General features: G+C 69.8%; 24 protein-coding genes and 2 tRNA genes. 8 read left to right on the top strand and 18 right to left on the bottom strand.

What is annotated here, in order from left to right:
- The 12 genes from gabD to K206_RS0126695 all read right to left on the bottom strand — a co-directional run.
- Nucleotides 1-1,408, bottom strand: a 1,408-nt coding sequence (gene gabD, locus K206_RS0126750) for an NADP-dependent succinate-semialdehyde dehydrogenase (RefSeq protein ID WP_020205446.1), incomplete at its 3' end; no start/stop codon positions are given.
- A 216-nt stretch (nt 1,409-1,624) separates the two neighbouring features.
- Nucleotides 1,625-2,365 (bottom strand): SDR family NAD(P)-dependent oxidoreductase, encoded by a 741-nt coding sequence (locus K206_RS0126745; RefSeq protein ID WP_020205445.1) that lies wholly within the window; start codon nt 2,363-2,365, stop codon nt 1,625-1,627.
- Between the two features lie 30 nt (nt 2,366-2,395).
- A complete protein-coding gene (lpdA, locus tag K206_RS0126740; RefSeq protein WP_043367128.1) occupies nt 2,396-3,775 on the bottom strand; it encodes a dihydrolipoyl dehydrogenase in 1,380 nt (459 codons plus the stop codon).
- 31 nt (nt 3,776-3,806) lie between these two features.
- Nucleotides 3,807-5,045 (bottom strand): pyruvate dehydrogenase complex dihydrolipoamide acetyltransferase, encoded by a 1,239-nt coding sequence (locus K206_RS0126735; RefSeq protein ID WP_020205443.1) that lies wholly within the window; start codon nt 5,043-5,045, stop codon nt 3,807-3,809.
- A gap of 1 nt (nt 5,046) precedes the next feature.
- Nucleotides 5,047-5,535 carry a VOC family protein gene (locus tag K206_RS0126730; RefSeq protein ID WP_020205442.1) on the bottom strand — a complete coding sequence of 163 codons (489 nt, stop codon included), beginning with the start codon at nt 5,533-5,535 and terminating at the stop codon, nt 5,047-5,049.
- Between the two features lie 59 nt (nt 5,536-5,594).
- Complete coding sequence (locus K206_RS0126725; RefSeq protein WP_020205441.1) at nt 5,595-7,784, bottom strand: thiamine pyrophosphate-dependent enzyme; 2,190 nt, start codon at nt 7,782-7,784, stop codon at nt 5,595-5,597.
- Nucleotides 7,785-7,862: 78 nt separating this feature from the next.
- Nucleotides 7,863-8,687, bottom strand: a complete 825-nt coding sequence (locus K206_RS0126720; RefSeq protein WP_020205440.1) for an SDR family NAD(P)-dependent oxidoreductase — start codon at nt 8,685-8,687, stop codon at nt 7,863-7,865.
- On the bottom strand, nt 8,684-9,424 hold the full coding sequence (locus K206_RS0126715; protein ID WP_020205439.1) for an ABC transporter ATP-binding protein: 741 nt from the start codon (nt 9,422-9,424) through the stop codon (nt 8,684-8,686). The genes K206_RS0126720 and K206_RS0126715 overlap by 4 nt, the downstream gene beginning before the upstream one ends.
- Nucleotides 9,421-10,191 (bottom strand): ATP-binding cassette domain-containing protein, encoded by a 771-nt coding sequence (locus tag K206_RS0126710; protein WP_020205438.1) that lies wholly within the window; start codon nt 10,189-10,191, stop codon nt 9,421-9,423. Before K206_RS0126710 ends, K206_RS0126715 begins: the two co-directional genes overlap by 4 nt.
- Nucleotides 10,188-11,552, bottom strand: coding sequence for a branched-chain amino acid ABC transporter permease (locus K206_RS0126705; RefSeq protein ID WP_020205437.1), 1,365 nt, complete (start codon nt 11,550-11,552; stop codon nt 10,188-10,190). Before K206_RS0126705 ends, K206_RS0126710 begins: the two co-directional genes overlap by 4 nt.
- A gap of 2 nt (nt 11,553-11,554) precedes the next feature.
- The gene (locus tag K206_RS0126700; RefSeq protein ID WP_020205436.1) at nt 11,555-12,496 is read right to left on the bottom strand and encodes a branched-chain amino acid ABC transporter permease; all 942 of its coding nucleotides are present in this window, start codon (nt 12,494-12,496) and stop codon (nt 11,555-11,557) included.
- A gap of 156 nt (nt 12,497-12,652) precedes the next feature.
- The gene (locus K206_RS0126695; protein ID WP_029044129.1) at nt 12,653-13,900 is read right to left on the bottom strand and encodes a branched-chain amino acid ABC transporter substrate-binding protein; all 1,248 of its coding nucleotides are present in this window, start codon (nt 13,898-13,900) and stop codon (nt 12,653-12,655) included.
- Between the two features lie 422 nt (nt 13,901-14,322).
- Between K206_RS0126695 and K206_RS0126690 the strand changes: the two genes are divergently transcribed.
- Entirely contained in the window at nt 14,323-15,027 is a 705-nt protein-coding gene (locus tag K206_RS0126690; RefSeq protein WP_020205434.1) for a FadR/GntR family transcriptional regulator, read from the top strand.
- Nucleotides 15,028-15,428: 401 nt separating this feature from the next.
- On the opposite strand, the gene K206_RS0126685 is transcribed toward K206_RS0126690, so the two are convergent.
- Complete coding sequence (locus K206_RS0126685) at nt 15,429-16,358, bottom strand: LysR family transcriptional regulator (protein WP_020205433.1); 930 nt, start codon at nt 16,356-16,358, stop codon at nt 15,429-15,431.
- Between the two features lie 145 nt (nt 16,359-16,503).
- Between K206_RS0126685 and K206_RS0126680 the strand changes: the two genes are divergently transcribed.
- From K206_RS0126680 to K206_RS0126660, 5 genes are all read left to right on the top strand, one after another.
- On the top strand, nt 16,504-17,622 hold the full coding sequence (locus K206_RS0126680; protein WP_020205432.1) for a muconate/chloromuconate family cycloisomerase: 1,119 nt from the start codon (nt 16,504-16,506) through the stop codon (nt 17,620-17,622).
- A 62-nt stretch (nt 17,623-17,684) separates the two neighbouring features.
- The gene (gene catC, locus K206_RS0126675) at nt 17,685-17,963 is read left to right on the top strand and encodes a muconolactone Delta-isomerase (protein WP_020205431.1); all 279 of its coding nucleotides are present in this window, start codon (nt 17,685-17,687) and stop codon (nt 17,961-17,963) included.
- 53 nt (nt 17,964-18,016) lie between these two features.
- Nucleotides 18,017-19,000: a tripartite tricarboxylate transporter substrate binding protein gene (locus K206_RS0126670; protein ID WP_020205430.1), complete on the top strand. Its 984-nt coding sequence runs from the start codon at nt 18,017-18,019 to the stop codon at nt 18,998-19,000.
- Nucleotides 19,001-19,120: 120 nt separating this feature from the next.
- On the top strand, nt 19,121-19,357 hold the full coding sequence (locus K206_RS0126665) for a hypothetical protein (RefSeq protein ID WP_020205429.1): 237 nt from the start codon (nt 19,121-19,123) through the stop codon (nt 19,355-19,357).
- Nucleotides 19,344-19,760, top strand: a complete 417-nt coding sequence (locus tag K206_RS0126660; protein ID WP_029044128.1) for a type II toxin-antitoxin system VapC family toxin — start codon at nt 19,344-19,346, stop codon at nt 19,758-19,760. The genes K206_RS0126665 and K206_RS0126660 overlap by 14 nt, the downstream gene beginning before the upstream one ends.
- Before the next feature lie 24 nt (nt 19,761-19,784).
- Here K206_RS0126660 and K206_RS0126655 read toward each other — a convergent pair whose 3' ends face one another.
- The gene (locus K206_RS0126655; RefSeq protein WP_020205427.1) at nt 19,785-20,528 is read right to left on the bottom strand and encodes a DUF3047 domain-containing protein; all 744 of its coding nucleotides are present in this window, start codon (nt 20,526-20,528) and stop codon (nt 19,785-19,787) included.
- Between the two features lie 294 nt (nt 20,529-20,822).
- On the opposite strand from K206_RS0126655, the gene K206_RS0126650 reads away from it, so the two are divergent.
- Complete coding sequence (locus K206_RS0126650; RefSeq protein WP_029044127.1) at nt 20,823-21,728, top strand: LysR family transcriptional regulator; 906 nt, start codon at nt 20,823-20,825, stop codon at nt 21,726-21,728.
- A gap of 60 nt (nt 21,729-21,788) precedes the next feature.
- Here K206_RS0126650 and K206_RS0126645 read toward each other — a convergent pair whose 3' ends face one another.
- Both K206_RS0126645 and K206_RS0126640 read right to left on the bottom strand, forming a co-directional pair.
- Complete coding sequence (locus K206_RS0126645) at nt 21,789-22,454, bottom strand: DUF746 domain-containing protein (protein WP_020205425.1); 666 nt, start codon at nt 22,452-22,454, stop codon at nt 21,789-21,791.
- A gap of 141 nt (nt 22,455-22,595) precedes the next feature.
- The gene (locus K206_RS0126640) at nt 22,596-23,201 is read right to left on the bottom strand and encodes a response regulator transcription factor (protein ID WP_020205424.1); all 606 of its coding nucleotides are present in this window, start codon (nt 23,199-23,201) and stop codon (nt 22,596-22,598) included.
- 58 nt (nt 23,202-23,259) lie between these two features.
- Here K206_RS0126640 and K206_RS0126635 point away from each other — a divergent pair, with 58 nt between their 5' ends.
- Nucleotides 23,260-24,903 carry a HAMP domain-containing histidine kinase gene (locus K206_RS0126635; RefSeq protein ID WP_020205423.1) on the top strand — a complete coding sequence of 548 codons (1,644 nt, stop codon included), beginning with the start codon at nt 23,260-23,262 and terminating at the stop codon, nt 24,901-24,903.
- A gap of 80 nt (nt 24,904-24,983) precedes the next feature.
- Here the strand turns inward: K206_RS0126635 and K206_RS0126630 are convergent.
- Nucleotides 24,984-25,060: transfer RNA gene (locus tag K206_RS0126630), tRNA-Asp, on the bottom strand.
- A gap of 82 nt (nt 25,061-25,142) precedes the next feature.
- A tRNA-Glu gene (locus tag K206_RS0126625) sits at nt 25,143-25,218 on the bottom strand.
- Nucleotides 25,219-25,364 lie beyond the last annotated feature (146 nt).

Here is a 25,364-nt window from a genome sequence, read left to right as displayed (position 1 = left end):
CCTCGATGCCGTAGTGCGAGCCCTCGCGGCCCACGCCCGATTGCTTGACGCCGCCGAACGGCGCGACCTCGTTGGAGATCAGGCCGGTGTTGACGCCGACCATGCCGTACTCCAGCCGCTCGGACACGCGCCATACGCGGCCGAGGTCGCGCGCGTAGAAGTAGCTGGCGAGGCCGAACTCGGTGTCGTTGGCCAGGGCCACCACTTCGTCTTCGGTCTCGAAGCGGAACAGCGGCGCGAGCGGGCCGAAGGTTTCCTCGCGCGCGACCAGCATGTTGGGCTTGACGTCGGCCAGCACGGTGGGCTCGAAGAACGACTGCCCCAGCGCATGGCGCTTGCCGCCTTCCAGCACGCGCGCGCCCTTGGCGAGGGCGTCGGCGATGTGTTCCTCGACCTTGGCCACGGCCTTGCCGTCGATCAGCGGGCCGATGCGCACGCCGTCGTCCATGCCGTCGCCCACCTTGAGCGCGCGCACGGCGGCCACCAGTTTCTCGGCGAAGGCGTCATAGACCTTGCTGTGCACGTACAGGCGGTTGGCGCAGACGCAGGTCTGGCCGGCGTTGCGGTACTTGGAGACGATGGCGCCTTCCACCGCGGCGTCGAGGTCGGCGTCGTCGAAGACGATGAACGGCGCGTTGCCGCCCAGTTCCATCGATACCTTCTTGATGGTGGAGGCGGTCTGCGCCATCAGCGTGCGGCCCACTTCGGTGGAGCCGGTGAAGGTGAGCTTGCGCACCAGCGGGTTGGTGCTGAGCTCGCCGCCGATGGCGCCGGCCGAGCCGGTGATGACCGACAGCACGCCGGCGGGGATGCCGGCGCGCTCGGCCAGCACCGCCATCGCCAGCGCGGTCAGCGGCGTCTGCGAGGCGGGCTTGACCACCATCGTGCAGCCGGCCGCCAGCGCGGGGCCGGCCTTGCGCGTGATCATGGCCGCCGGGAAGTTCCACGGCGTGATGGCAGCGCACACGCCGACCGGCTCCTTGGTGACGACGATGCGCTGGTTGCTGACCGGCGCGGGAATGGTCTCGCCGTAGACGCGCTTGCCTTCCTCGGCGAACCACTCGATGAACGAGGCCGCGTAGGCGATCTCGCCGCGTGCCTCGGCGAACGGCTTGCCCTGCTCGGCGGTCATGATGCGGGCCAGGTCGTCCTGGTTGGCCAGCAGCAGTTCGAACCACTTGCGCAGCAGCGCCGAGCGGTCCTTGGCGGTGCGCGCGCGCCATGCCGGCAGCGCGCGGTTGGCGGCCTCGATGGCCTGGCGCGTTTCATCGGCGCCGAGCTGCGGCACCTGGGCCACGCGCGCGCCGGTGGCGGGGTTGGTGACGTCGATATGACGCTCGCCGTCGATCCAGCGGCCGTCGACATAGCACTGCTGGCGCAGCAGGGAGGGGTCTTGGAGGTTCAGCATGGTCTGGTTCCGTAGCGGTGTTGGGAGGATGGGCGGCGAGCCACAGGCGGCAGATTAGCAGGATGCGCGCGCACGCGCTGGCGCATGTGGCGGCGTCCGACCGGGAAGTTGTTTCAAAATGAAGCGAAGCGGTCCTGGCTAGGCGTGCGGCCGCAGACAGTACAAGTAGTACGACAAGGCCGCGCAACAACGCCAGGATCTTTTTGAAACGACTTCCTAGCCGGCGATGTACAGGCCGCCGTTGACGTGCAGCACTTCGCCGGTGACGAAGCTGGCCGCGTCGCTGCACAGGAAGCCGATCGCGGTGGCGATCTCGCGCGGTTGGCCGAGGCGCTTGAGCGGGGTCTGCTCGATGGAGTCGGCACCGCGTTTCTGGATCAGCTCGGTGGTCATCGGGGTCTCGATCACGCCGGGCGATACAGCGTTGACGCGCGTGCGCGGCCCGAGTTCCCGCGCCAGGCTGCGCGTGAGGCTGAGCAGGCCGCCCTTGGAGGCCGAATAGTGCGCATTGTAGTAAGCGCCGCGGTGCGCCGCCACCGAGGTCAGGTTGACGATGGCGCTGTTCTCGCGCAGCGCGGGAATGGCGCGGCGCACAAGATAGAACACGCCGTCGAGGTTGATGGACAGCGTCTGGCGCCATTGCGCGTCGCTCATCTGCGCGACCGGCTGCGCCTGGTACAGGCCGGCCGAGGGCACCAGGAAATCGATGCCTCCGAAGCGGTCCTGCGCCAGCGCCACGGCGCGCGCGCAGTCGTCGGGGCTGGCGGCGTCCATGCGCAGCGTGGCGATACGTTCGCCGGCGGGGTCGAGTTCGCGCGCGAAGCCGGCCAGGCCGGCTTCGTCCAGGTCGGCCAGCACGAGGTTGGCGCCGTGCGCGAGGAACAGCCGGGCCGTCTCGCGGCCGATGCCGCCATTGGCGCCGGTCAGCAGCAGGGTGCGTTGGTCGAAGTTGTACATGCTTTGTCTCTCCAGGAATGCGGCGCGGCTTCAGATATGCAGCGCGCGCCCGTAGGCCGCCAGCACCGCTTCGTGCATGGCCTCGGACATGGTGGGGTGGGGCAGCACGGCGGCCATCAGGTCGGCCTCGGTGGTTTCCAGCGTCTGCGCGATGGCGTAGCCCTGGATCATCTCGGTCACTTCGTCGCCGACCATGTGGGCGCCGAGCAGCTCGCCGCTGCCTTCGTCGAACACCACCTTGACCAGCCCGCCGGTGCTGCCCAGCGCGATGGCCTTGCCGTTGGCGGCGAACGGGAACTTGCCGACCCGGATCTGGTGGCCGCGCGCGCGCGCCTGCGCCTCGGTCAGGCCCACGCTGGCCACCTGCGGATGGCTGTAGGTGCAGGCCGGAATGCGAGCGGGGTCGAGCGCGTGCGGCTGCAGCCCGGCGATGTGCTCCACGCAGATCACGCCTTCGTGGCTGGCCTTGTGCGCGAGCCACGGCGGGCCGGCCACGTCGCCGATGGCGTAGACGCCGGGCTCCGCCGTGCGGCCGAACCCGTCGGTGACGATGTGCGTCTTCTCGACCTTGACCGCGGTGTTCTCCAGCCCGATCCCCTCCACGTTGCCGACGATGCCGGCGGCCACCAGCACCACGTCGGCCTCGATCTTCGCGCCATCCGGCTTGCCGCCTTGCAGCGTGACCGTCCAGCCGGCTCCGGTGCGTTCGGCCTGCGCGATGCCGGTGGACGTATGCAGCACGATGCCGTCGCGCGCCAGGCTGCCTGCCACCTGCGCGGAGATGTCGGCGTCTTCCACCGGCAGGATGCGGTCCGCCATTTCGATCACCGTCACGTGCGCGCCGACCGCGTGGTAGAAGCTGGCGAACTCGATGCCGATGGCGCCGGCGCCCACGATCAGCATGCGCCGCGGCAGCGCCGGCGGCGCCAGCGCCTCGCGGTAGCTCCACACGGTCTTGCCGTCGGCGGGCATTGTGGGCAACTGGCGCGCGCGCGCGCCGGTGGCGAGCACGATGTGCGCGGACGATACCGTGCGCGTCCTGCCATCCGGCGCGGCGATGTCCAGCCGGCCTTTGCCGGCGAGGCGGCCGTGGCCGGCGAGCACGGTCACGCCGTTCTTCTTCATCAGGCCCGTCACGCCCTTGTTGAGCTGCGCGGCCACCGCGCGCGAGCGCGCCACCATCGCGGGCAGGTCGGCGGCCGGCGCCGCCACCTTGATGCCGTAGGCGGCCGCGTCCCGCACCAGCCGCAGCACGTCGGCCGAGCGCAGCAGCGCCTTGGTCGGGATGCAGCCCCAGTTCAGGCAGATGCCGCCCAGTTGCGCCTTCTCCACCAGCGCGGTCGTCATGCCGAGCTGCGCGGCGCGGATGGCGGCCACGTAGCCGCCCGGCCCGCCGCCGACCACGATCATGTCAAACGAGGCATTGTCCACGTCGCGGTCCTCAGATCAGCATCGCCAGCGGGTTTTCCAGCAGGCGCTTGAACGCGGCCAGCCACTGCGCGGCCAGCGCGCCGTCGATGGCGCGGTGGTCCACCGACAGCGTGCAGCGCATCACCTGCCCCGCGCGCAGCGCGCCGTCCTCGACCACCGGCACCGCCTGCGTGGCGCCCACGGCGAGGATGGCGGCCTGCGGCGGGTTGATGATGGCGGAGAACTCGGACACGCCGAACATGCCGAGGTTGCTCACGCTGAAGCTGCCGCCCTGGTATTCCTCGGGCCGCAGTTGCGAGGCGCGCGCGCGCGCGGCGAGGTCGGCGATTTCCTCGCTGATGCGCGACAGCGGCTTCTGGTCGGCCGCGCGCACGATGGGCGTGATCAGCCCGGCGTCGGTGGAGACCGCCACGGCGATGTCGGCCTGGTGGTACTGGCGCATGGCCGCGTCGGTCCAGCCGACGTTGGCGGCGGGCACTTCGCGCAGCGCCACGGCCACGGCGCGCACGACGAAATCGTTGACCGAGATCTTGCGCGGCGCGGTGGCGTTGATTTCCGCGCGCAGCGCCAACAGGCGCTCCATGCGGCAGTCCGCCGTGAGGTAGAAATGCGGGATGGTGGACTTGCTCTCGCCCAGCCGGCGCGCGATGGTGCGGCGCATATTGCTGTGCGGGATCTCGGTGAACGCGGCGGTGGCCGGTGTGTTGGCCTGCGCCTGCGGCGCGACCGGGGGTGCGCTCGCGGGCGCGGGAACCGCCGCGGCCTGCTCGACATCGCGCTTGACGATGCGGCCGTTCGGCCCGCTGCCGCGCAGCGCGGCGAGGTCGAGGCCGCGCTGCGCGGCCAGCCGGCGCGCCAGCGGACTGGCGAAGACGCGGGCGGCCTGCGTTGTGTTGCCGCCAGCAACATCGATGGCGGCGGGCGGGGCGGTTTCCGCTGGCGCTTCCGCCTGCGATGCCGGCGCACCGCCAGCCGCCGCGATCAGCGCATCCACGTCCACGCCGGTCTCGCCATTGACGAGCAGCACGCCGATCGGCGCGCCGACTTCCACGTCCTGCCCGGCCGCGACCAGGCGGCGGCCCAGCACGCCGGCGGTGTCGGCGTTGAGCTCGACCACGGCCTTGTCGGTCTCGATCTCGGCGATGCAGTCGCCCACGGCCACGGCATCGCCTTCGTTCCTGGCCCACGCTTGCAGCGTGGCGTGGGTGGCATTGGCCGCCACCTCGGGCATGCGCAACAGGGTGGCCATGTCAGGCGGTCCTCGCTTGGTGCAGGTCGGGGCGGTAGGCCGCGATGTCCGCGTATTGCACGATCTCTAGCACGTTGCCCTCGGGGTCGCGGCAGAAGGCCAGGTAGGTACCGGGGCGCACTTCCACGCGCTGCGGGCCGGTGAGGAATTCCACTTCGGCGGCCAGCAGTTTGTCGACCACGGCCTGGATGTCCGCCACGATGAAGGTGAGGTAGGTGGCGTTGGCCTTGTCGAGGATGTAGGCGGGCGCGACCTCGGGCGCGGGCGCCTGGGCCGGCGCGAGCAGCTTGATGCGTTCGCCGTAGGGTGTCTGCAGGCGCACCGCGGTGTAGCCGGCGGCGTGCATGGCGGCCTGCGCGGCCTTGTCGGCGGGCACGGCGACTTCGCTGACGAAGGTCAGGCCCAGCACCTGCTCGTAGAAGCGGCGCATGCGCGGCAGGTCGCGCACGGCGATGCCGACCTCCAGGGGGACGATCATGTTCAGGCTCATCGGAATTCCTTTGCTGTGTCTGGCGTGTTCGGTGTGCTCGGGGTACCGGGCGGCGGCGCTCAGGCCGCGCCCTTGTCGCGCATGGCCTGGCGCAGGCCTTCGGCCACTTCCTCGGTGCGGGCGGCGGCGGCGCGCTCCAGTACCTTGGAAATGCTGGGCGCGGCTTCCGCGCCGCTCACGCGCTGCACCGGCTGGTCCAGCCAGTCGAAGAAGCGGCGCTGGATCTCGTCGGCCAGCCAGCCGCCATAGGAGGTGCCGCGCGCGCCCTGCTCGGCGATCAGCACGTTGTTGGTCTTGCGGATGCTCTGCCCGATGGTGTCCCAGTCCAGGCTGGCGCGGTCCAGCCAGCGCAGGTCGATGACCTCGGCGTCGATGCCGGTCTGCTCCACCGCTTCCAGCGTGTGGCCGACCATCGACAGGTAGGTGAGCACGGTCAGCTCCGCGCCGCTGCGGCGCACGGCGGCCTTGCCCACCGGCAGGTGGTAGTCGAAGTCCTCGACCGGACCCACGCCGGTGGCGTTGTACAGGTCGACGTGCTCGATCACCAGCACCGGGTCCTTGCAGGCCAGCGCGGTGTTCATCAGGCCCACGTAGTCGAACGGCGTGGACGGCGCCACGATGCGCCAGCCCGGGCTGGTGGCGAAGATGCCGGCCGGGTCCATCGAGTGCTGCGAGCCGTAGCCGGTGCCCATCGCCACCTTGGTGCGCAGCACCAGCGGCACGTCGCTCTGGCCGCCGAACATGTGGCGCGCCTTGCCGATCTGGTTGAAGACCTGGTCGGCCGCCACCCACATGAAGTCCGGGTACATGAACTCCACCACCGGCTTGTAGCGGCCGTCCAGCGCCAGCCCGCCACCCAGGCCGACGAAGGCGTTCTCGCTGATTGGCGTGCCCAGCACGCGCTCGGGGAAGCTGTCGCGCAGGCCGCGCGTGGCGCCGTTGGTGCCGCCCTTGAGGCGGTGCACGTCCTCGCCCATCACCACCACGGACGCATCGGTCTCCATGCGGCGGTGCATGACGTCGGCCACCACGTCGATGAACTTGCGCGGCGCCAGCTTGCCGGCGAAGCCTGCTTCTTCCTCGCAGCGCAGGCCTTCCAGCTCGGACAGGTCGCCGCGGATGCCCACGTCGCGGAAATCCGGGCTCGGCCACAGCTCGGGGCGGATGCGGCGCTTGCCGGCCTTGCCGGACGGGTCGGCCTCGGTCAGCGCGGCGGCGGCCTCGCGCATGGCCTGGCGCACGCGCTCGCGCAGCGCGGCGATCTCGTCGGCGCTGATCAGCTTGCGCTCCTGCATGCGGCGCGCCATCAGGTCGAGCGGGTCGCGCGCGCGCCATTGCTGCTCTTCTTCCTTGCTGCGGTAGCCGAAGGCGCTGCCCGGGAACGGGCCGTTCTGGTGGAAGAAGCGGTACAGGTCCGCCTCGATCACGGTCGGGCCGCGGCCGGCGCGCATGTGCGCGAGCGCTTCCTGCGTGGCCAGCCAGACCGCCAGCGGGTCCATGCCGTCGACCTTCCAGCTCGGGATGTTGAAGCCCATGCCGCGCGCCGACAGGCGCGGCTCGGCGGTGGACTCTTCCACCGTGGTGGAGACCGCGTAGCGGTTGTTCTCGATGAAGAAGCACAGCGGCAGCTTCCACGCCGCGGCCAGGTTCATGGTCTCCAGCACCGAGCCGATGTTGACCGCGCCGTCGCCGAAGTAGGTGATGGCCACCGCGTCGGTGCCGGCGTGGCGGTGCGACCACGCCGCGCCGGCCGCCATCGGCACGCCGCCGCCGACGATGGCGTTGGTGCCGAGCGCCCCGGCCTCGGCCCACTGCAGGTGCATGGAGCCGCCGCGGCCCTTGCAGTAGCCTTGCGCGAGGCCGAGGATTTCCGCCAGCGTGCGTTGCAGCAGCGTTTGCACGCCGTCCGCCAGCGGCGCGCGCGGGTCGATGCCGCCGGGCGCGAGGTAGCCCAGCGCCTTGGACAGGAACTGGTGGTGGCCGCGGTGCGAGCCGTTGATCTGGTCGGCGCCGGTCAGCGGCACGATGGAGCCCGCGGCGCCGCCTTCCTGGCCGATGCTGGAATGCGCCGGGCCGTGGACCAGCCCTTCGGCGGCGAGTTCGAGCACGGCTTCCTCGAAGCCGCGGATCAGGTGCAGGTGGCTCAGCAGCGTGCCGAGCAGGGCCGGGTCCGCGCGGGCCCAGTCTTCGTCGGTGGCTCGCAGTTCCACCCATTCGGCGGCGGGGCGCAGGGCGCTACGTTCAGACATTTGAGAATCCTCGGTTGCCGGTCGTGGCCGGCCGTGTTGTGTTCGGTGTCGTGTGCGGGAGGTGGCGCCGCGCGCCGTTCAGAAGCCGTCCGCGGTCCAGCCGCCGTCGGAGACCAGCGCGTGGCCGGTGATGAAGGCGGCCGAGTCCGAGGCCAGGAACAGCGCCACCTCGGCCATCTCGTCGGGCGAGCCGAAGCGCCGCAGCGGCGTGCGCGCGAGCAGCGCCTCGCCGTCGATGGCGCCGCGCGCCAGCAGCGTTTCCATCAGCGCGGTGCTGGTGTAGCCGGGGCACACCGCGTTGACGCGGATGTTGTACTCGGCCCATTCCGCGGCCAGCGACTTGGTGAGCGAGACCACGCCCGCCTTGGCCGCGCAGTAGGCCAGGCGCCGCGCCGACGAGGCCAGGCCCCACATCGAGGCGGTGCTCAGGATGTTGCCGCCGCCCTGGCGCACCATGCGGCGCGCCGCCGCCTGCGCGCAGTAGAAGACGCCGGACAGGTCGATGTCGATGGCGCGGCGCCAGTCCTCTGGCGTGAGTTCCAGCGCGGGCTTGTTCATCGAGATGCCGGCGTTGTTGAGCAGGATGTCGATGCGGCCGAAGCGCGCCTCGGTGGCGGCGCAGGCCCGCTCGACGGCGTCGGGGTCGGTGATCGAGGCGACCACGGTATCGACCTGGGCTTCCGGATACGCCGCTTCCAGCTCGGCGCGGGTGGTGGCCAGCCCGTCCGCGTCCAGGTCCAGCAGCATCAGCCGCGCGCCGTGGCGGGCGAAGCCGTGCGCCATCGCGCGGCCGATGCCGCTGGCGCCGCCGGTGTTGAGCACGGCCTTGCCGGCCAGGCCGGGGTAGGTGGCGCGCGCGAACGGTTGCGCGTTGGGGTATCCAGTCGGCAAAGAGGTGCTCATACGGCTAGCCAGTCCTTCAGAAGTTGGGTATTGGAAGTGAGTTGCGCGGGCGTGCCTTCGTAGACGATGCGGCCGTGGCCCATCACGCAGACGCGGCTGGAGACCTTCAGCGCGATGGCGAGCTTCTGCTCGACCAGCACCACCGACACGCCGCGCCGGTGGATGTCCTGGATGGCCTCGCCGACCACCGCCACGATCTTGGGCGCGAGGCCCTCGGTGGGCTCGTCGATCAGGATCACCAGCGGGTTGCCCAGCAGCGAGCGGCACATGGTCAGCATCTGCTGCTCGCCGCCGGAGAGGCTGCCGGCCTTGGTGTTGCGGCGCTCCTTGAGGCGCGGGAAGTAGTCGAACATCTGCTCGAGCGTCCATTGCGGCGCGCCTTCGGTGGCGCGCTGCTCGCCCATGCGCAGGTTCTCGTCCACGCTCAGGTTGGCGAACACCTCGCGCTCCTCCGGCACGTAGGCGATGCCGCGCCGGCAGATCGCGTAGGACTGCGCGCCGGCCAGGTCGCGCCCGCGCAGCCTGACCTCGCCCGCGCTGGGCGGCACCAGGCCCATGATGGCCTTGAGCGTGGTGGAGCGGCCCGAGCCGTTGCGGCCCAGCAGGCTGACCACCTCGCCGTGGCCGACGTGGAAATCCACGCCGTGCAGGATGTGGCTCTTGCCGTAGTGCGCGTGCAGGCCCTGCACGGCGAGCAGCGGGGCGCCGCTCTCGTTCTGCATGGATGGCGTGCTCATACGCTGACCTCTTCGCCCAGGTAGGCTTCCTTGACGCGGGCGTTGTTGCGGATCTCGTCGGGCGTGCCGGTGGCCACGATCTCGCCGTAGACCAGCACGCTGATGCGGTCGCTGAGCGCGAACACCACGTCCATGTCGTGCTCCACGATCAGCAGCGTGCGGCCCTGCGCGATCTCGCGGATCAGGCCGGCGGTGTAGTCGGTCTCTTCCTGCGACATGCCGGCCATCGGCTCGTCGAGCATGATGACCTTGGGGTCCGAGGCCAGCGTCATGGCGATCTCCAGCGAGCGCTGCTCCGAGTACGACAGCTCGCCGGCGGTGTCCTGCGCGCGCGCGGCCAGCCGCACCTGCCCGAGCAGGTGCATGGTCTCGTCGCGCACCGCGCGCAGCTTGTGGGCGAATTTCCACAGCGTGTATTGCAGGCCGTGGCGCCGCATCACGGCCAGGCGCAGGTTCTCGTACACGCTCAGGCCGGCGAAGATGTTGGTGATCTGGAACGAGCGCGCCAGGCCGCGGTGGTTGATCTGCTGCGGCGACAAGCCCTGGATCGGCTCGCCGCCCAGCACGATCTCGCCGTGCGTGAGCGGCAGGCGCCCGGAGATCAGGTGGAACAGCGTGGACTTGCCGGCGCCGTTGGGGCCGATCAGCGCATGCCGCTCGCCGCCGGCGAGGTCGAGGTCCACGCCGCGGATGATGTCGATGTCGCCGAAGGACTTGCGCAGCCCGCGCAGGGAAAGGATCGGTCCGGTGTTCATGCGCGTGCTCATGCCGGGGTCCTCCGGGCGGTGGTGGCGGCGCCGGCGGCTTCCGTCCCGGCGGCGGGCGCGGCCTCCTTCAGCCGCAGCCAGCGGCCGTTGGCCAGCCGCGCCGTGGCGATGCCGGCCAGCAGCAGCGCCGCCGGCACCAGCCAGGTCAGCGGCGAGACCGGGTCCCACTCGCGGCCGAACAGCGGGATCGCGGGCCAGCCGGCGCCGCCGTTGAGGGAAGCCATCGAGCGGTAGTCCTGCGAGAAGAAGCGCTGCAGCATCTCCACCGTGAACACCGTGCCGCAGGCCAGCAGCAGCGTGCCGACGAGATAGGCCAGCGTGACCGGCAGCAGCGCGCGCAGGCCGTAGGTCTTGCCGTGGGTGACGAAGGACTGGATCAGCCCGGCCAGGCCGGTGGGCATGAACAGCATCACCAGCACGAACACGATGCCCTGGTACAGCAGCCACGAGCGCGTCAGGTCCGACACCGCGTAGCCGAAGAACGTCATCACCGCCGCGCCCAGCGCCGGCCCGAGGAAGAGCTTCACGCCGCCGATGTAGCTGTTGAGCACCACCGCGGCCGAGGCCGAGGACTCGAACACCACGTAGTTGGCCGCCTCCATGTTGATGGCCTGCAGCGCGCCGGCAACGCCGGCGAACATGGCCGAGACCGCGAACACCAGCACGCCCAGGCGGTGCGTGTCGTAGCCGAGAAAGCGCAGGCGGTTGGCGTTCTCGCGCAGGCCGAGCGTCAGGCGCCCCACCGGCGTGAGCGTGAACAGGTACAGCAGCGCCAGCGACAGCAGCACCCAGGCCAGCGTCAGGTAATAGACCTGGTTGCTGTCGCCGAAGCTCAGGCCCCACGCCGGCATGCGCATGGTGGACAGGCCGGCCTCGCCGCCGAACCAGCCCTTCAGGTGCGGCGCCAGCGAATGCAGCAGCTCGGCCAGCGCCAGCGTGATCATGGCGAAGTACACGCCGGTGCGCTTGGTGGCGAACCAGCCGGCGGCCAGCCCGGCCAGCAGGCCCATCGCGCCGCCGGCCAGCGGCAGCAGCGGGGTGGGCAGCAGGCCGTTGCCGCCGAAGGCGTTCATGGCGTGCACGGTGGCGAAGCTGCCGATGCCGAAGTAGGCCGCGTGGCCGAACGAGAGCATGCCGCCCTGGCCGCTGAGCAGGTTGAAGGCGGCGGCGAACAGCACCGCGATCAGCATCTGGATCGAGGCGTTGACCAGCGACGGCGACAGCACCAGCGGCAGCGCCACCAGCGCGGCGGTGCCGAGCAGCAGCAGGATCTTCTGCGCCGGCGACAGCCGGGGGGCGGGCGCGGCGTGCGTGGCGGGCGTGGCGCGCGGCAGGCGCGGGGAATGGGGGACTTGGGTCATGCTTACTCCTTCTCGCCCATCAGCCCGGACGGACGCACCAGCAGAATCAGCAGCATCAGCGCGAACGGGATGGTCCCGGCCAGGCTGGAGAGCTTGAGGGTCAAGAGGCCGCCGACGTCCTCGGCCCAGGCGCCCGCGCCAACCAGCGCGAGCAGGTCGGCGAGGCTGCGGTCGATGCCGACCGAGAACGACGTGATCAGCCCGATCAGCAGCGACGCCAGCATGGCGCCGCCGAGCGAGCCGAGGCCGCCGACCACCACCACCACGAAGACCATCACGCCGAGCTCCAGCGCCATGTTGGGGTTGGTGGTGTAGAACGCGCCGGCCACCGCGCCGGCCAGCCCCGCCAGCGCCGCGCCGATGCCGAACACGCCCATGAAGACCAGCGGCACGTTGTGGCCGAGCGCTTCGGCCATGCGCGGCTTGTAGATGGCCGAGCGCACCACGATGCCGACCCGCGTGCGCGTGAGCAGCAGGTAGATGACGGCGAACATGGCCAGCGCGATGGCGCCCATGAACACGCGGTAGAACGGATAGGCCGAGGCGCCCAGCCGGAACGCGGCAAAGTCCAGCGCCGCCGGGATGCGGTAGTCCACCGGGAAGTTGCCGAAGAACAGCTTGATCAGCTCGGCGATGATGAACGACAGGCCGAAGGTCAGCAGCAGCTCGTGCGCGTGGCCGTGGTGGTGCACGCGGCGCAGGAAGAAGCGCTCCACCGCCACCCCGACCAGGCCGACCAGGACCGGCGAGACCACGATGGCGGGCCAGAAGCCGAGCGTGCCCTGCAGCGCGTAGGCGAAGTAGGCGCCCAGCATGTAGAACGAGGCGTGGGCGAAGTTGAGCACGCCCATCATGCCGAAGATGAGCGTCAGCCCTGCCGACACCATGAACAGCAGCAGGCCGTAGATGGCGCCGTTGAGCAGTGAGACGATGAGATATTCCATGAAGGCTTCCTTGCAACGAGCCGGTGTGGCGCGCGGCGGTGCGCGATGCGGCCGGCCGCGTCCGGCCCGGTCCGCGCCGGGAAGGCGGGAACCGGGCCGGTCTTGCTGGTGTGGTGCTGGCGTGGTGCTGGCGGAGTGCCGGGCGAAGGCGGCGGATCAGCCGGGGCGCTGCATCTTGCAGCTGGCCTGCGGCGGCGTGGCGGCCTCGGCCGCGGAGAAGGTCTTGACCGGCTTGAAGCCCATGTCGGTGCCGTCCACCTTGAACCTGGCGTCCCTGGAGACTTCCGACACCACCATCGGCAGCAGCACCTGGTGGTCGGCCGCGCGCATGCTCATCTCGCCCATCGAGGTCTTGATGCGGGCCGCTTCGAGCGCCTTGGCCAGCGCGCTGGTGTTGAGCTTGCCGCCTTCGGGCTTGACCGTCTTGAGGGCCTCGCCCAGCATCTCCACCGCGAACACGGTCTGCGGCTCGATGTAGGCGGGCATGTGGCCCTGCCTGGCCTTGAAGTCGCTGGCGAAGCGCTCGCTGTCGGCGCCGCTGGCCTCGGCGTTGAACGGATGGGCGACGAAGTGGCCGAGCGCCACGTCGGCGGCGTTGCCGATGTTGCCGGGCTGGTCGAGGAACACCGTGGCGAAGCGCGTCTTCAGCCCGGCGGCCTTGCTGGCCTTCATCAGCAGCAGCAGGTCGTTGGACCAGTTGCCGGTGATGACGCTGTCGGCCTTGGCCGCGGCGATCTTGGCCACGTAGGGCGAGAAGTCCTGCACCTTGTTGACGTCGTGCAGGGTTTTCTCCACCACCGTGTAGCCGCCGGGGCCGGCGTAGTCGATGGTCGCCTTCTCCATGTCGGCGCCCCACGAGTAGTTCTGGTTGATCGCGTACACGCGCGTGCCCAGCGCGTGCAGCGGCTTCATGGCGCCGACCAGCGCCTTGACGCGGATCTGCGCGTTGGTGGCGAACTTGAAATGGTAGAAGTGGCACTTCTCGCCGGTCAGCTCCATCGCTTCGCCGCCGACGTTCATGAACAGGATTTCCTTGCCCGGATTGCGCAGGTTGTACTTGCGCACGTCCTCGGTGATCTGGCCCGACACCGCCGACGACGAGCCCTGCATGACGATCTGCGCGCCGTCCGCCACCGCGGCCTTGAGCTTGTCGGCGGCGCCGGCCGGGCCGCCCTGGTTGTCGTACTCGACCAGTTGCAGCGGCTCGCCGTTCCAGCCGCCGGCGGCGTTGATCTTGTCGATCGCATAGCGCGCCGCCGCGCGGAACATCAGGCCGGTGGAGGCCTGCGGCCCGGACAGCGTCTCGACCAGCGCGACCTTCACCGGCGCCGCCGATGCCGCGCCGGCCAGCAGGCAAAGCGCCGCGGCTGCGAACAAAGGACGGGGGATGCGGCTACCGCTCATGAGTGTCTCCTTATCTTGTTGGGATCGTCCGGGGCCGCTGGGATAGGTCCGCCGTGGCGGTCTGACCTGTGGTTAAAGTGGTCTGACAGGTTTACTATAGGGAGATGCGCGGAAGCCGTCAACGGCGAAGTACGCGCTGTGAGGGTTTCTACCAAGGTGCAGCCGGCGCTTGCCTCAAGCAACCGTCATCATTGCCGCTTTCCGTTGTGTGTGCTGACTTTGCGGGAAGCCGGGGGAAATGGCCGCAGGCGCCGTGTCGGGGCATTCCGCACGTTTCACCCCGATCAAGACGTGCTACATTGACCTGTAAGGCCAATTCAAGAATCATGCGCAGCCGCGGGGCGGCTGACGCCAGGGAGCAAGCAGTGAACAAGACCGTGACCGGTGCCTCGCCACCGTTGACCCAGCGCCCGGAGGGAACCATGTTCCATCCCGAGCCCAGGCACCTGCCCGACGAAATCGCCAGGCGCCTGATTCACGCGATCCAGACGGGCGAGTTCGCCGTGGGCGACCGCCTGCCGAGCGAGCGCGTGCTGTGCGAGCAGTTTTCCGTGAGCCGCGCGGTGGTGCGCGAGGCGCTGTCGCAGCTCAAGTCGGAAGGCCTGGTCGCGCCCAAGGCCGGCAGCGGCGTGTTCGTGACCGAGCGCAGCCAGCGCCAGGCGTTCCGCATGCAGGACGTGGCCATCGACGAGAAAGACTCGCTGGCGATGGTGATGGAACTGCTGGTGACGATCGAGGTGGCCGCCACCCGGTTCGCGGCCATGCGCCGCACGCCCGAGGACCTCAAGCGGATCCGGCGCGCGCTGATCGGCATGGAATACGAGATCGCCAACGACCGGCTCGGCGACGAGGAGGATTTTGCTTTTCACCAGGCCATCGTCGAGGCTACCCACAACCCGCATTTCCAGGCGCTGAGCGAGCATCTCGAACACGGCGCGCGGCGCGTGATCCGGCAGGCCAGGAGCAATACCAAGAGTCATCACGCCAATCTCGTCGAGGCGGTGCAGGACGAGCACAAGGCGATCTACGAGGCGATCGTGGCGGGGGATGCGGAGCGCGCGGCGGAAGCGGCGGAGACGCATTTGCGGAATGCGGCTAAGAGGTTGAATATGTATTTGAAAGGGTGAGGGGGGTTTTGAGGTTGAAAGCTTTGGCTTCGAGGTCAAAGGCTTAACTTCAACTGCTGAACGTCAAAGTCAAAGGCTTTCGCGCCCCCGGCGCGACCTACTTTCTTTTGTCCGAAAAGAAAGTAGGCCAAGAAAGCGGACTGCCTGGCCGGCAGGGGCAGAAACGTTGGGGTTTCTGGTTGTTGGTGGTTTCGTGGTGGGGTTGGTGGTTCTGCTGGCATCCTGCCGTTACCGGTTCTGGCGGCCACGACATCGCATTCTCGTGTTTTCGTGGTGGGCGTGGTGGACCGGGGCGCGGGCGTGCGAGGGGTGGGGACATCGTGCTTGTCCCGGGGTCCTTGTTGTTCTGGTTTCTTCTCTCTTCCTCTTTCCAAACCGGCCGGCGGGCGCGCATCACCCGTTCATGGGATAAATGGCGGTTTTTTGCGCACCGCAGCAGTTTCGGCGCCGCGTCCGGCCAGCTTGCCCACGCGAGCGATCACTTCGGCCAGCAGCGCGGAGTGGTCGTCGGTGCGGTAGCTCATCATCACCGGCGAGGTGAAGCCGGGCGCGTTGATGGGCATGTAGGCCACGTCGTCGCGGTGCAGCCGCTGCACCGACGCCGGCACCAGGCAGATGCCCAGCCCGGCGGCTACCAGCCCGATGGCGGTCTGCAGTTCGTTGGCTTCCTGCGCCACGCGCAGTTGCAGGCCGCGCGTGCGGAACAGCGCCAGCACGTGGTCGGCGTAGCTGGGCCGCGGGCGCGCGGGGTAGAGCACGAACGGGTGGGCGGCGAGCTGGTCGGGCGTCATGGGCGGGCGCGCCAGCGCGGGGTGGCCGCCGGGCACGGCCACCATCAGCGGTTCGGCCATCACCACGGTGCGGGTGATGGCGGGGTCGTCCAGCACGATGCGGCCGAAGCCGATGTCGATGCGGCCGGCCTTGAGCGCTTCGAGCTGCTGCACCGTGGTGAGCTCGGACAGCCCTACCTCCAGCGCCGCGTCGGAGCCGCGCACCAGCCGGATCAGCTCGGGCAGGAAGCCGTACAGCACCGACGGCACGAAGCCGATGCCGAACCAGCGCTTCTCGTTGCGGCCGATGCGCCGCGTGCCTTCCACGATCTCGTCGATGCGCTGGCCGAGCTGCAGCGACTGTTCCAGCAGGAAGCGGCCCGCCTCGGTGAGCCGCACCGCGCGCGAGGAGCGGTCCAGCAGCACCGTGCCGATCTCGTCTTCCAGCTGGCGGATCTGGCGCGACAGCGGCGGCTGGGCGATATGCAGGCGCTCGGCCGCGCGGGTGAAGTTGAGTTCTTCCGCGACGGCCTGGAAATAGCGCAGGTGGCGAAGCTCCACGGCGCCTCCTTTCTATACTCTAAAGGTATGGATCGGGACATACTCGGTCTTGGACACCCCCGATGTCAAGCCGGATACTGCGTGCAGCGAATCCGGGCCACTCCCCCTCCGCAGGCCCGGCGGACATCAAGGTAGTCACGCAAGCATGAAAGCCACCGTCACCTCCGTCGAAGCCATCCTGGTCGACCTGCCCACCATCCGTGCCCACCAGCTGGCCATGACCACCATGCAGCGCCAGACCCTGGTGATCGTGCGGCTGCGCTGCAGCGACGGCATCGAGGGCATCGGCGAGGCCACCACCATCGGCGGCCTGAGCTACGGCGACGAAAGTCCCGAAGGCATCAAGCTGACCATCGACACCTACCTGGCGCCCGCGCTGGCCGGGCTCGACGCGAGCAATGTCCACGCCGCCATGCAGCGCCTGGGCTCGGTGGCGCGCGGCAACCGCTTCGCCAAGTCGGCGCTGGAGTCGGCGCTGCTCGACGCGCAGGGCAAGCGCCTGGGCCTGCCAGTGTCGGCGCTGCTGGGCGGCGCGGTGCGTCCCAACCTGGCCTGCCTGTGGACGCTGGCCAGCGGCGACACCGGCCGCGACATCGAAGAGGCCGAATCGCTGCTGGCGGCGCGCCGCCACAATACCTTCAAGCTCAAGATCGGCCGCCGCCCGGTGCGCGAGGACGTGGCGCACGTCTCGGCCATCAAGCGCGCGCTGGGCGAGCGCGCGCGCGTGACGGTGGACGTCAACCAGGCCTGGAACGAGGCCGAGGCCGCCACCGGCATCGCCATGCTGGAAGCCGCCGGCATCGACCTGGTGGAGCAGCCGGTGCCGCGCGAGCAGCGCGGCGCGCTGGCGCGCCTGGCGGCCCGCTTCGTGGTGCCGGTGATGGCCGACGAGGCGGTGTGCGGCCCGGAGGACGCGATGGACCTGGCGCGCCAGGCCGCGGCCGACGTGTTCGCGCTGAAGATCTCCAAGTCCGGCGGCATCTACGAGATGCTGCGCACCGCCGCGGTGGGCGACGCCGCCGGCATCGCGCTGTACGGCGGCACCATGCTCGAAGGCAGCGTGGGCACCATCGCCGCCGCGCACGGCTTCGTCACGTTGCCGCGACTGGCCTGGGGCACCGAGCTGTTTGGCCCGCTGCTGCTCAAGGACGACATCGTGACCGCGCGCCCCGAATACCGCGACTTCGCGCTGCACCTGCCGCCCGGCCCGGGCCTGGGCCTGGCGCTGGACGAGGACAAGCTGGCCCACTACCGCCGCGCCTGAGCGCGCCGAAACCCGTCGATGCGCATCGATGCGCGTCGACATGACAAGACAAGGACGACGACATGCTTTTCCTGGTGAGAATGGACGTGAAGCTGCCGGCCGACATGCCGGCCGCGCTGGCCGACGAGATCAAGGCGCGCGAGAAGGCCTATTCGCAGGACCTCCAGCGCCAGGGCAAATGGCCGCACATCTGGCGCGTGGTGGGCGAGTACGCCAACTACAGCGTGTTCGATGCCGAAAGCAACGATGCGCTGCACGCGATGCTGTCCGGCCTGCCGCTGTTCCCGTACATGGCCATCCACGTCACGCCGCTGGCGCAGCATCCGTCGTCGATCCGGTAGCGCCGCCGCGCGCCGGACCCGATAAATTCAATAAATCCCAAGAGGAGACTTCGATGCGCCTGCCATTCCTGCGCAACCTCGCCGTCGGCGCCGCCTGCGCACTGGCTACCCTGGCCGCCGTCCCCGCGGCCCATGCCGCCTGGCCCAACAAGCCGATCCGCTGGGTCGTGCCGTTCCCGGCCGGCGGCGCGATGGACAATATCGCCCGCACGCTGGGCGAGGAAATGTCGGCCTCGCTCGGGCAGGCCATCGTGGTGGAAAACCGCCCCGGCGCGGGCGGCAACATCGGCGCCGAGATGGTGGCGCGCTCGCCCGCGGACGGCTACACGCTCATCATCGTGGCCAACGGCATGGCGGTGAACCCGGCGCTGTACGGGCGCCTGAACTACGACCCGGTCAAGGACTTCGCGCCGGTCTCGCTGCTGGCGGTGGTGCCCAACGTGCTGGTCACCAACAAGGCCAGGAAGCTGCCCGCCACGGTGCCGGACCTGATCGCCGCCGCGCGCGCCAACCCGGACAAGTACACCTACGCCTCCGCCGGCAACGGCACCTCGATCCACCTCGCCGGCGAACTGTTCACCTCGCTTGCCGACGTCAGGATGCTGCACGTGCCCTACAAGGGCAGCGGCCCGGCCATGACCGACCTGCTCGGCGGGCAGGTCGACTACATGTTCGACAGCATCACCTCGGCCAAGCCGCACATCGACTCCGGCAAGCTCACGGCCATCGCGGTGACGACCGCCAGGCGCTCCACCACGCTGCCCAACGTGCCCACGATGGCCGAGGCCGGCGTCAAGGGCTACGACCTGTCGCCGTGGTTCGCCGCCTTCGTGCCGGCCCGCACGCCGCCCGAGGTGATCGCGCGCCTGAACCAGGCGATGGTCGCCGCGCTGGCCAGGCCGTCGGTGCGCACGCGCCTGGCCGGCATCGGCGCCGAGCCGATCGGCAGCACGCCGGCGCAACTGGGCAAGCACCTCGCCGAGGAAACGCAGAAGTGGGGCAAGCTGATCCGGGAGCGGGGGATTCACGCGGATTGATCATTTGAGTGGCGCTGCCGCCTCTTCTCGGCGGGTGCCGGGTTTCCTGGCGGTGCGCCGATTGCCCCTTGTTGATAGCAGTGCTATCGTTCTTGCGTGACAGTATCGGAAGGGGAAATCATGGCCACTCTCCTGGTTCGCGGGATTGACGAGGCACTGGTGCAGCGGCTGCGCGAGCGCGCCGCCGCGCACGGGCGCAGCGCAGAGGCGGAACACCGCGAGATCCTCGCACAGGCCCTGTCGGCAACCCGGCGCAGGAGCTTTGCCGACATCCTGGCCAGCATGCCGGATGTCGGCGAGGACAGCGATTTCGAGCGGCTCGATCCGTCGTCCGGGGCCGTCCATGTATTTGATTGATACCAACGTCATCAGCGAAGCGCGCAAGCGCGAGCGCGCCAACCCGGGGGTGCGAGACTTTTTCCGCGAGGCCGCGCAACGAGAGTCCGCTTTGTTTCTCTCCGTGGTCACGGTCGGCGAACTGCAGCGTGGCGTCGAGTTGATCCGGCATCGCGGAGATACCGCGCAGTTTGCCGCTCTGGGGGCCTGGCTCGAGTCCGTGTTGAGCGAATTCGCAGAGCGGATCTTGCCCATCGACGATGTCGTCAGTCAGGTCTGGGGCCGCCTGCGCGTACCGCACGCGGAGCATGCGCTGGACAAGCTGATTGCGGCGACGGCGCTGGTGCATGACCTCACGGTCGTGACCCGCAATGTCGATGACTTCGCGGGCTGCGGCGCTCGCTTGCTGAACCCCTTCGCGTAAATCCCCCCGCTTTCGCCTGCTGCGCTATTTCCCCGCCGAAAACCGGACATCCCCATACCACGCCCGCGCGGCCGCGCCGGTGTTGTCGGTATCGGTGAGCAGGCCGTAGGCGGTGAGCCTGCCCGGTGCTTCCTTGAAGGCGCGCTCGTAGTCCTGCGCCACGTTGCGGCTCAGGGACAGCCACTTGCCGACGTCGCCGGGGCCGCCCGATACCACGATCATCTTGACGCGCGAGGTGTGCGGGTTGTCGAGGATGGTGCCCACCGGCACGCTGTCGGACCAGATGTACATCAGCGTGGCATAGGGCAGGTCTTCGCCGGCCAGCGTGTGCGCGAGCTGCATGGCGGCGCGGTCGCCGAGCGAGAGTTTTTCCTTGTCGCCGTCGAACAGGAAAAGCAGCCGCGCGGGCGCGTCTTCCTGCGCGGCCACGCGGTTGTCGGCGTTGTCGACGGGCTGCTCGATCTTCCAGCGCCAGCTTACCCGGGGCGTGGCGGCGAGATCGATGTCGCTGTCGTGCATCAGCGCCGAGGCGGAGGCGTCGGCGTTGGCTTCCAGCACCGTGACGTTGCCGTCGGCCACCAGGCTGTAGCGCGTGGTCATCTTGCCGTGCGCCACCGGCAGGTTCTTCCAGCCGGCCGGCAGCGCGCCGCCCGGCGTGTCCGTGGAGAACGCCACGCCGGGCGGCGCGGCCTGCGCGGCGGCCCACAGCGGCAGGCCGCAGGCCAGCAGGCCGGCCAGAAGCCGCCTCGATGCGCGGTGCAGGGTCATGTGCGGGGGCTGGCCGGCGGTGTGATGGGAGTTTCATTGTAGGCAGGCGGCCCGGGGTTTGTCCGGCCCGGCGCGGCTCCCGGCCGCGGGCCGGCGGGACGCACGCGGCCCGCCCCGGGGTCTGCGATGGCTTGCCGCGCGCGCGCGACGGCGCTCAGGCGATGCCGCCGCTGGCGCGCGGGATCTGGCCGTTGACCCGGCCGGTGTCGGGTCATGGACCATTCCGGTGAATGGATAATCGGCCGGGAATTGGTATCATTGCTCCATCTTCCTCAATAATTGACCGCCACCGCGATGGACCGCTTCCAGGAAATGCAGGCGTTCGTGCGCATCGCCGAGCGCCAGAGCTTTACCCAGGCCGCCGAGGACCTGCGCATCCCGCGCGCCACCATCACCAACCTGATCAAGCGCATGGAGCGCCGCATCGGCACGCGGCTGCTGGAGCGCACCACGCGCACGGTGCGCCTCACGCACGACGGCGACGCCTACTACCGGCGCTGCGTGCGCCTGATCGCCGACCTCGAGGAAGCCGAGGGGTCGTTCCGCAACACCGCGCCGAAGGGGTTGCTGCGCGTGAACCTGCAAGGCACGCTGGCGCGGCATTTCGTGGTGCCGTCGCTGCCGGATTTCCTCGCGCAGTACCCGGAGCTGGAAGTGCATATCGGCGAGGACGACCGCCTCGTGGACCTCGTGCGCGAAGGCGTGGACTGCGTGCTGCGCGCGGGCAACCTGCAGGACTCGTCGATGGTGGGGCGGCGCGTGGCGCTGCTCGAGCAAGTCACCGTGGCCAGCCCCGCCTACCTGGCCCGGCATGGCGAGCCGGCGGACCTGGAGGCGCTGGCCGCGCATCGCGCGGTCAACTACATCTCGAGCGCCACCGGCAGGGTGGTGCCGCTGGAATTCACCGTGGACGGCCGCGTGAGCGCCGTGCAACTGCCGGGCACGGTGTCCGTCACCGGGGCCGATCTCTACACGGGCGCGTCGGTCGCGGGGCTCGGGCTGGTGCAGGTGCCGCGCTACCGCGTGGCCGGCGAACTGGCCGACGGGCGCCTGCGCGTGGTGCTGCCGCAGTTGCCGCCGCCGCCGATGTCGGTGTCGGTGCTGTATTCGCATAACCGCCAGCTTTCGTCGCGCGTGCGCGTGTTCGCGCAGTGGCTGCGCGAGGTGTTCGAGACCGCCGGCGCGCGGACGGGCGACTAGCGCCGCGCGCGGCGCCGCCGGTTCGGCGCGCGGCGGATGTCGACGGAAAAAGGGGAAAAGTCAGTGCGCCTTCAGCTCGCACGCCGGGCACACGCGCACCAGCAGCGGCGGGCTTTCCATTTCCGCGAGCGCGTCGCTGTCGTCGGAGGCTACCGCGCAGCGGCACGCGGGCGACGCGGCCAGCGGCTTCACGGGGTCGCCCTCCGGCAGCACCGCGTAGCGCACGCCGAGCAGGACGCGGCGTTCCCACGCGCCGGTGGGATCGAGCGCGAGCAGCCACAGGCGCGTCTGCAGCGACCAGTGCTTGACGGTCTCGCTCTTGATGAGCAGCCGCCGCGCGGCTTCCGCCGTGGTGATCTGGTGCGACACCAGATGGAAGAACGCTTCGGCCTTGTCGCCCAGGCGCAGGCGCCCCATCGGCGTGCCGGTCAGGCGCGTGAACGGCTGGCGGCAGCCGGAGCACTGGAACTGCGGCAGGCCGCCCTCGTCGGTGCTGTGGAAGGCCGCGCCCGCGCCGCAGCGCGGGCAGCGCGGCGCGCGGCGGCTGGCCACGTGCAGGCGGCGCCAGGCGGCCATCAGGTAGTCGGCCAGGGCTTCGTCGCCGGCGGCATTGGCGGCGCGCGCGCCGATATGGATCAGCGTGGTCGCGCGGCGCGGTTCGCGCGCGGGCGGCGGCGCGCTGCCGAGGTCGGCCAGTGACGGCCGGGGAGGGGCGAATCTGCTCATAACGTCGGCGCGGGCAAACCGGCCCAGGCTCCGGGAGCGATGAAAGTGGGCAGATTCTATGGGGGATGGGGTCGGCCCGAAACTGTGATTGATCACAGTGGGCGGTGCCGCCGGGCCGCCTTGCCGGGCCGCTGTGCCGCGCTAGGGCTTGATGATGCCGGCCGAGGCCGCCTTGACCACCGCCTCGATGCGCGTGGCCACGCCGAGCTTCTGGCGCGCGTTGTCGATATGGAAGTCCACCGTGCGCTTGGACAGCCCGAGGATGGTGGCGATCTCGCCGGAGGTCTTGCCGCGCGCGGACCAGACCAGCGCCTCCACCTCGCGCTCGCTCAACTGCACGTCGGGCAGGCCGTGCCGCGTGCGCGCCACGCGCGCCAGCCGCGTCTCGACGATGCTGGTGAGGATGTCGAAGTCCACCGGCTTGGTCACGTAGTCGTCGGCGCCGAGCCGGCGGCCGCGCAGCTCGGCCTCGCGCTGGGCCAGCGCGGTGAGGAACACGAACGGCATGTCGGCGAAGCGCGGCGCCAGCGCGGCGATCTTCTCCAGCAGTTCGAAGCCGGTCATCACTGGCATACTCACGTCGCAGAGCACCAGGTCCGGCGCGTCGCGCAGGATGCTGGCCAGGCCCTGCTCGCCATCATGCGCGATGCTCACGTCGAAGCCGCGCTCGACCAGTTCCTCGGCGATCAGGGCGGCCGTTTCGGCATCGTCCTCGATGCAGAGTATCTTGCGGCTGGCGTCGTGCATGGCGTTCCTCGGTGGTGCGGGCGGGCAGAGCGTAAGCGATTTCCAGGATGACAGTCTCATGAATCACCCGATTCAGCCGGCGCCGGGCGGCCGGCGCGTGCGCCGCGGGCTCGGGCGGCGCCTGGCCGGGCTGCCCGATTCGGTGCCGATGCTGCGGCCGATCCGCGTGCGGCTGTCGCTCGTGTTCGTGCTGTTCCTGCTGCTGGTGGCCGGCGTGGGCCTGTTCGGCATCAACCGCCTGAGCAACTTCCACAGCGTGTCGGCGCAGATCAGCGGGCGCTGGCTGCAGAGCAACCGCATCCTCGGCGACCTCAACAATTATATTTCCGACTACCGCGCCTTCGAGGGCGATGCCCTGATCGCCACCACCGGCGCCGACCTGCGCGCGGCGCAGGCGCAGATCGCCCGGCTGGACGACGTGATCCGCGAGGTGGAGGGGCGCTACGGCAAGATCGCGCACGACCCGGCCGAACAGGCGCTCTACGAGCAGTTCATGGCGCAATGGGCCGCCTACCGCCAGTGCGTGGACGACGTGGTGGCGCTGGCCTACCGCAAGGACACCGCGCCGGCGGTGGCGCTGTACCGCGGCGAGTCGCGCCATGCGTTCGAGCGCGCCAACGGCACGCTCGGCACGCTGACCGAGCGCAACGTGGCCGGCGCGGCCGCGGCGACCGAGCGCGAGGCCGACGCCTACCGCGAGGCGCAGCGCCTGATCGCCGGCGCCATCCTGGTGTCGTGCTGCCTGGTGATCGCCGCGGTGGCCTACCTGGTGCGGGCAGTGTCCAACCCGATCGCGGCGCTGGTCGAGCGCATGCACCGCATCACCGACAACGACCCGCACGTCGACATACCGGGCGCCGGGCGCCGCGACGAGATCGGCGAGATCGCGCGCGCGGTGGTGCGCTTTCGCGACAACACGCTGGAGCTCGAGCGCAGCAAGGCCGCGCTGGCCGCGCAGACCACCATGCTGCAGGACACGCTGGAAAACGAGCGGCGCATGGCCATGCTCCAGCGCAATTTCGTCTCGATGGCCTCGCACGAGTTCCGCACGCCGCTCAACGTGATCGACGGCCACGCGCAGCGCCTGATGCGCATGAAGGAAAGCCCGTCGGCCGAGGTGCTGGCCGAGCGCTGCGGGCGCATCCGCGGCGCGGTGCGGCGCATGACCAGCCTGATCGACCATCTGCTCGATTCCTCGCAGCTGCTCGACGGCGGCCGCCTGGCCACGCTGCGCGGCGTGGATTTCTCGCTCAGCCTGCTGGTGCACGAAGTCTGCGAGATGCACCGCGAGAGCTCGCCGGCGGCCGTGATCGAGGAGATCGTCGATCCCGGCGTGGCGGAGATCTTCCACGGCGACGCCAAGCTGCTGTTCCAGGCCTTCAGCAACCTGATCGGCAACGCCATCAAGTACTCGGCCGCCGGCACGCCAGTCACCGTGCGCGTGCGCGGCGACGCGGACACCGTCAGCGTGTCGGTGGCCGACCGCGGCATGGGCATCCCGGACAAGGACCGCGGCCATATCTTCGAGCGCTTCGTGCGCGGCGCCAACGTGGCCGGCACGGCCGGCGCGGGCGTGGGCCTGTATCTGGTCAAGCTGGCGGTGGACCTGCACCGCGGCGAAATCCGCGTGAGCAGCAAGGAAGGGCAGGGCTCGTGCTTCGACGTGCGGCTGCCGCGCGGGCTGGACGGCGCGGGCGGCTGAAGCCGCGCGGCGGCGGCAACGCGAGGAAGGGAAAAACGGAGGGCGAAAAAAAAGCCCGCCTGGCGGCGGGCATTTTCTTGTGGCGGAGCGGACGGGGCTCGAACCCGCGACCCCCGGCGTGACAGGCCGGTATTCTAACCAACTGAACTACCGCTCCACATTGGCTGCGGAAACCGGACGATACCGGCCTCCGACGCGCTTGCCGAAGCTGCCATGAGTGACTGGCATGCCTTCGAAACTGGCGTCCCCTAGGGGATTCGAACCCCTGTACTCACCGTGAAAGGGTGATGTCCTAGGCCTCTAGACGAAGGGGACATGAACCTGCTTGCAACACCTTGCGGTTTCATGTCGCGAGGGGCGCAATTGTAGCGCCCTTCATTGCGGCTGTGAAGCGTTTATTCATCGAAATGCAAAAAACGCGCGCGCGACACGCGCGGCATCAGGGGCGGCGGCGGCGTGCT

Source organism: Cupriavidus sp. WS, assembly GCF_000395345.1.
Taxonomy (GTDB): domain Bacteria; phylum Pseudomonadota; class Gammaproteobacteria; order Burkholderiales; family Burkholderiaceae; genus Cupriavidus; species Cupriavidus basilensis_B.
The sequence above is the reverse complement of the archived record's forward strand: the minus strand, read 5'-3'. Positions and strand labels throughout refer to the sequence as shown.

What these genes read in the sequence shown, in the direction of transcription:
- K206_RS0126745 (WP_020205445.1), bottom strand. Translation starts at nt 2,365, where the DNA reads ATGTACAACTTCGACCAACGCACCCTGCTGCTGACCGGCGCCAATGGC.
- lpdA (WP_043367128.1), bottom strand. Translation starts at nt 3,775, where the DNA reads ATGATCGTGGTCGGCGGCGGGCCGGGCGGCTACGTGGCCGCCATCCGC.
- K206_RS0126735 (WP_020205443.1), bottom strand. Translation starts at nt 5,045, where the DNA reads ATGGCCACCCTGTTGCGCATGCCCGAGGTGGCGGCCAATGCCACCCAC.
- K206_RS0126730 (WP_020205442.1), bottom strand. Translation starts at nt 5,535, where the DNA reads ATGAGCCTGAACATGATCGTCCCCCTGGAGGTCGGCATCGCCGTGCGC.
- K206_RS0126725 (WP_020205441.1), bottom strand. Translation starts at nt 7,784, where the DNA reads ATGTCTGAACGTAGCGCCCTGCGCCCCGCCGCCGAATGGGTGGAACTG.
- K206_RS0126720 (WP_020205440.1), bottom strand. Translation starts at nt 8,687, where the DNA reads ATGAGCACCTCTTTGCCGACTGGATACCCCAACGCGCAACCGTTCGCG.
- K206_RS0126715 (WP_020205439.1), bottom strand. Translation starts at nt 9,424, where the DNA reads ATGAGCACGCCATCCATGCAGAACGAGAGCGGCGCCCCGCTGCTCGCC.
- K206_RS0126710 (WP_020205438.1), bottom strand. Translation starts at nt 10,191, where the DNA reads ATGAGCACGCGCATGAACACCGGACCGATCCTTTCCCTGCGCGGGCTG.
- K206_RS0126705 (WP_020205437.1), bottom strand. Translation starts at nt 11,552, where the DNA reads ATGACCCAAGTCCCCCATTCCCCGCGCCTGCCGCGCGCCACGCCCGCC.
- K206_RS0126700 (WP_020205436.1), bottom strand. Translation starts at nt 12,496, where the DNA reads ATGGAATATCTCATCGTCTCACTGCTCAACGGCGCCATCTACGGCCTG.
- K206_RS0126695 (WP_029044129.1), bottom strand. Translation starts at nt 13,900, where the DNA reads ATGAGCGGTAGCCGCATCCCCCGTCCTTTGTTCGCAGCCGCGGCGCTT.
- K206_RS0126690 (WP_020205434.1), top strand. Translation starts at nt 14,323, where the DNA reads ATGTTCCATCCCGAGCCCAGGCACCTGCCCGACGAAATCGCCAGGCGC.
- K206_RS0126680 (WP_020205432.1), top strand. Translation starts at nt 16,504, where the DNA reads ATGAAAGCCACCGTCACCTCCGTCGAAGCCATCCTGGTCGACCTGCCC.
- catC (WP_020205431.1), top strand. Translation starts at nt 17,685, where the DNA reads ATGCTTTTCCTGGTGAGAATGGACGTGAAGCTGCCGGCCGACATGCCG.
- K206_RS0126670 (WP_020205430.1), top strand. Translation starts at nt 18,017, where the DNA reads ATGCGCCTGCCATTCCTGCGCAACCTCGCCGTCGGCGCCGCCTGCGCA.
- K206_RS0126665 (WP_020205429.1), top strand. Translation starts at nt 19,121, where the DNA reads ATGGCCACTCTCCTGGTTCGCGGGATTGACGAGGCACTGGTGCAGCGG.
- K206_RS0126660 (WP_029044128.1), top strand. Translation starts at nt 19,344, where the DNA reads ATGTATTTGATTGATACCAACGTCATCAGCGAAGCGCGCAAGCGCGAG.
- K206_RS0126655 (WP_020205427.1), bottom strand. Translation starts at nt 20,528, where the DNA reads ATGACCCTGCACCGCGCATCGAGGCGGCTTCTGGCCGGCCTGCTGGCC.
- K206_RS0126650 (WP_029044127.1), top strand. Translation starts at nt 20,823, where the DNA reads ATGGACCGCTTCCAGGAAATGCAGGCGTTCGTGCGCATCGCCGAGCGC.
- K206_RS0126645 (WP_020205425.1), bottom strand. Translation starts at nt 22,454, where the DNA reads ATGAGCAGATTCGCCCCTCCCCGGCCGTCACTGGCCGACCTCGGCAGC.
- K206_RS0126640 (WP_020205424.1), bottom strand. Translation starts at nt 23,201, where the DNA reads ATGCACGACGCCAGCCGCAAGATACTCTGCATCGAGGACGATGCCGAA.
- K206_RS0126635 (WP_020205423.1), top strand. Translation starts at nt 23,260, where the DNA reads ATGAATCACCCGATTCAGCCGGCGCCGGGCGGCCGGCGCGTGCGCCGC.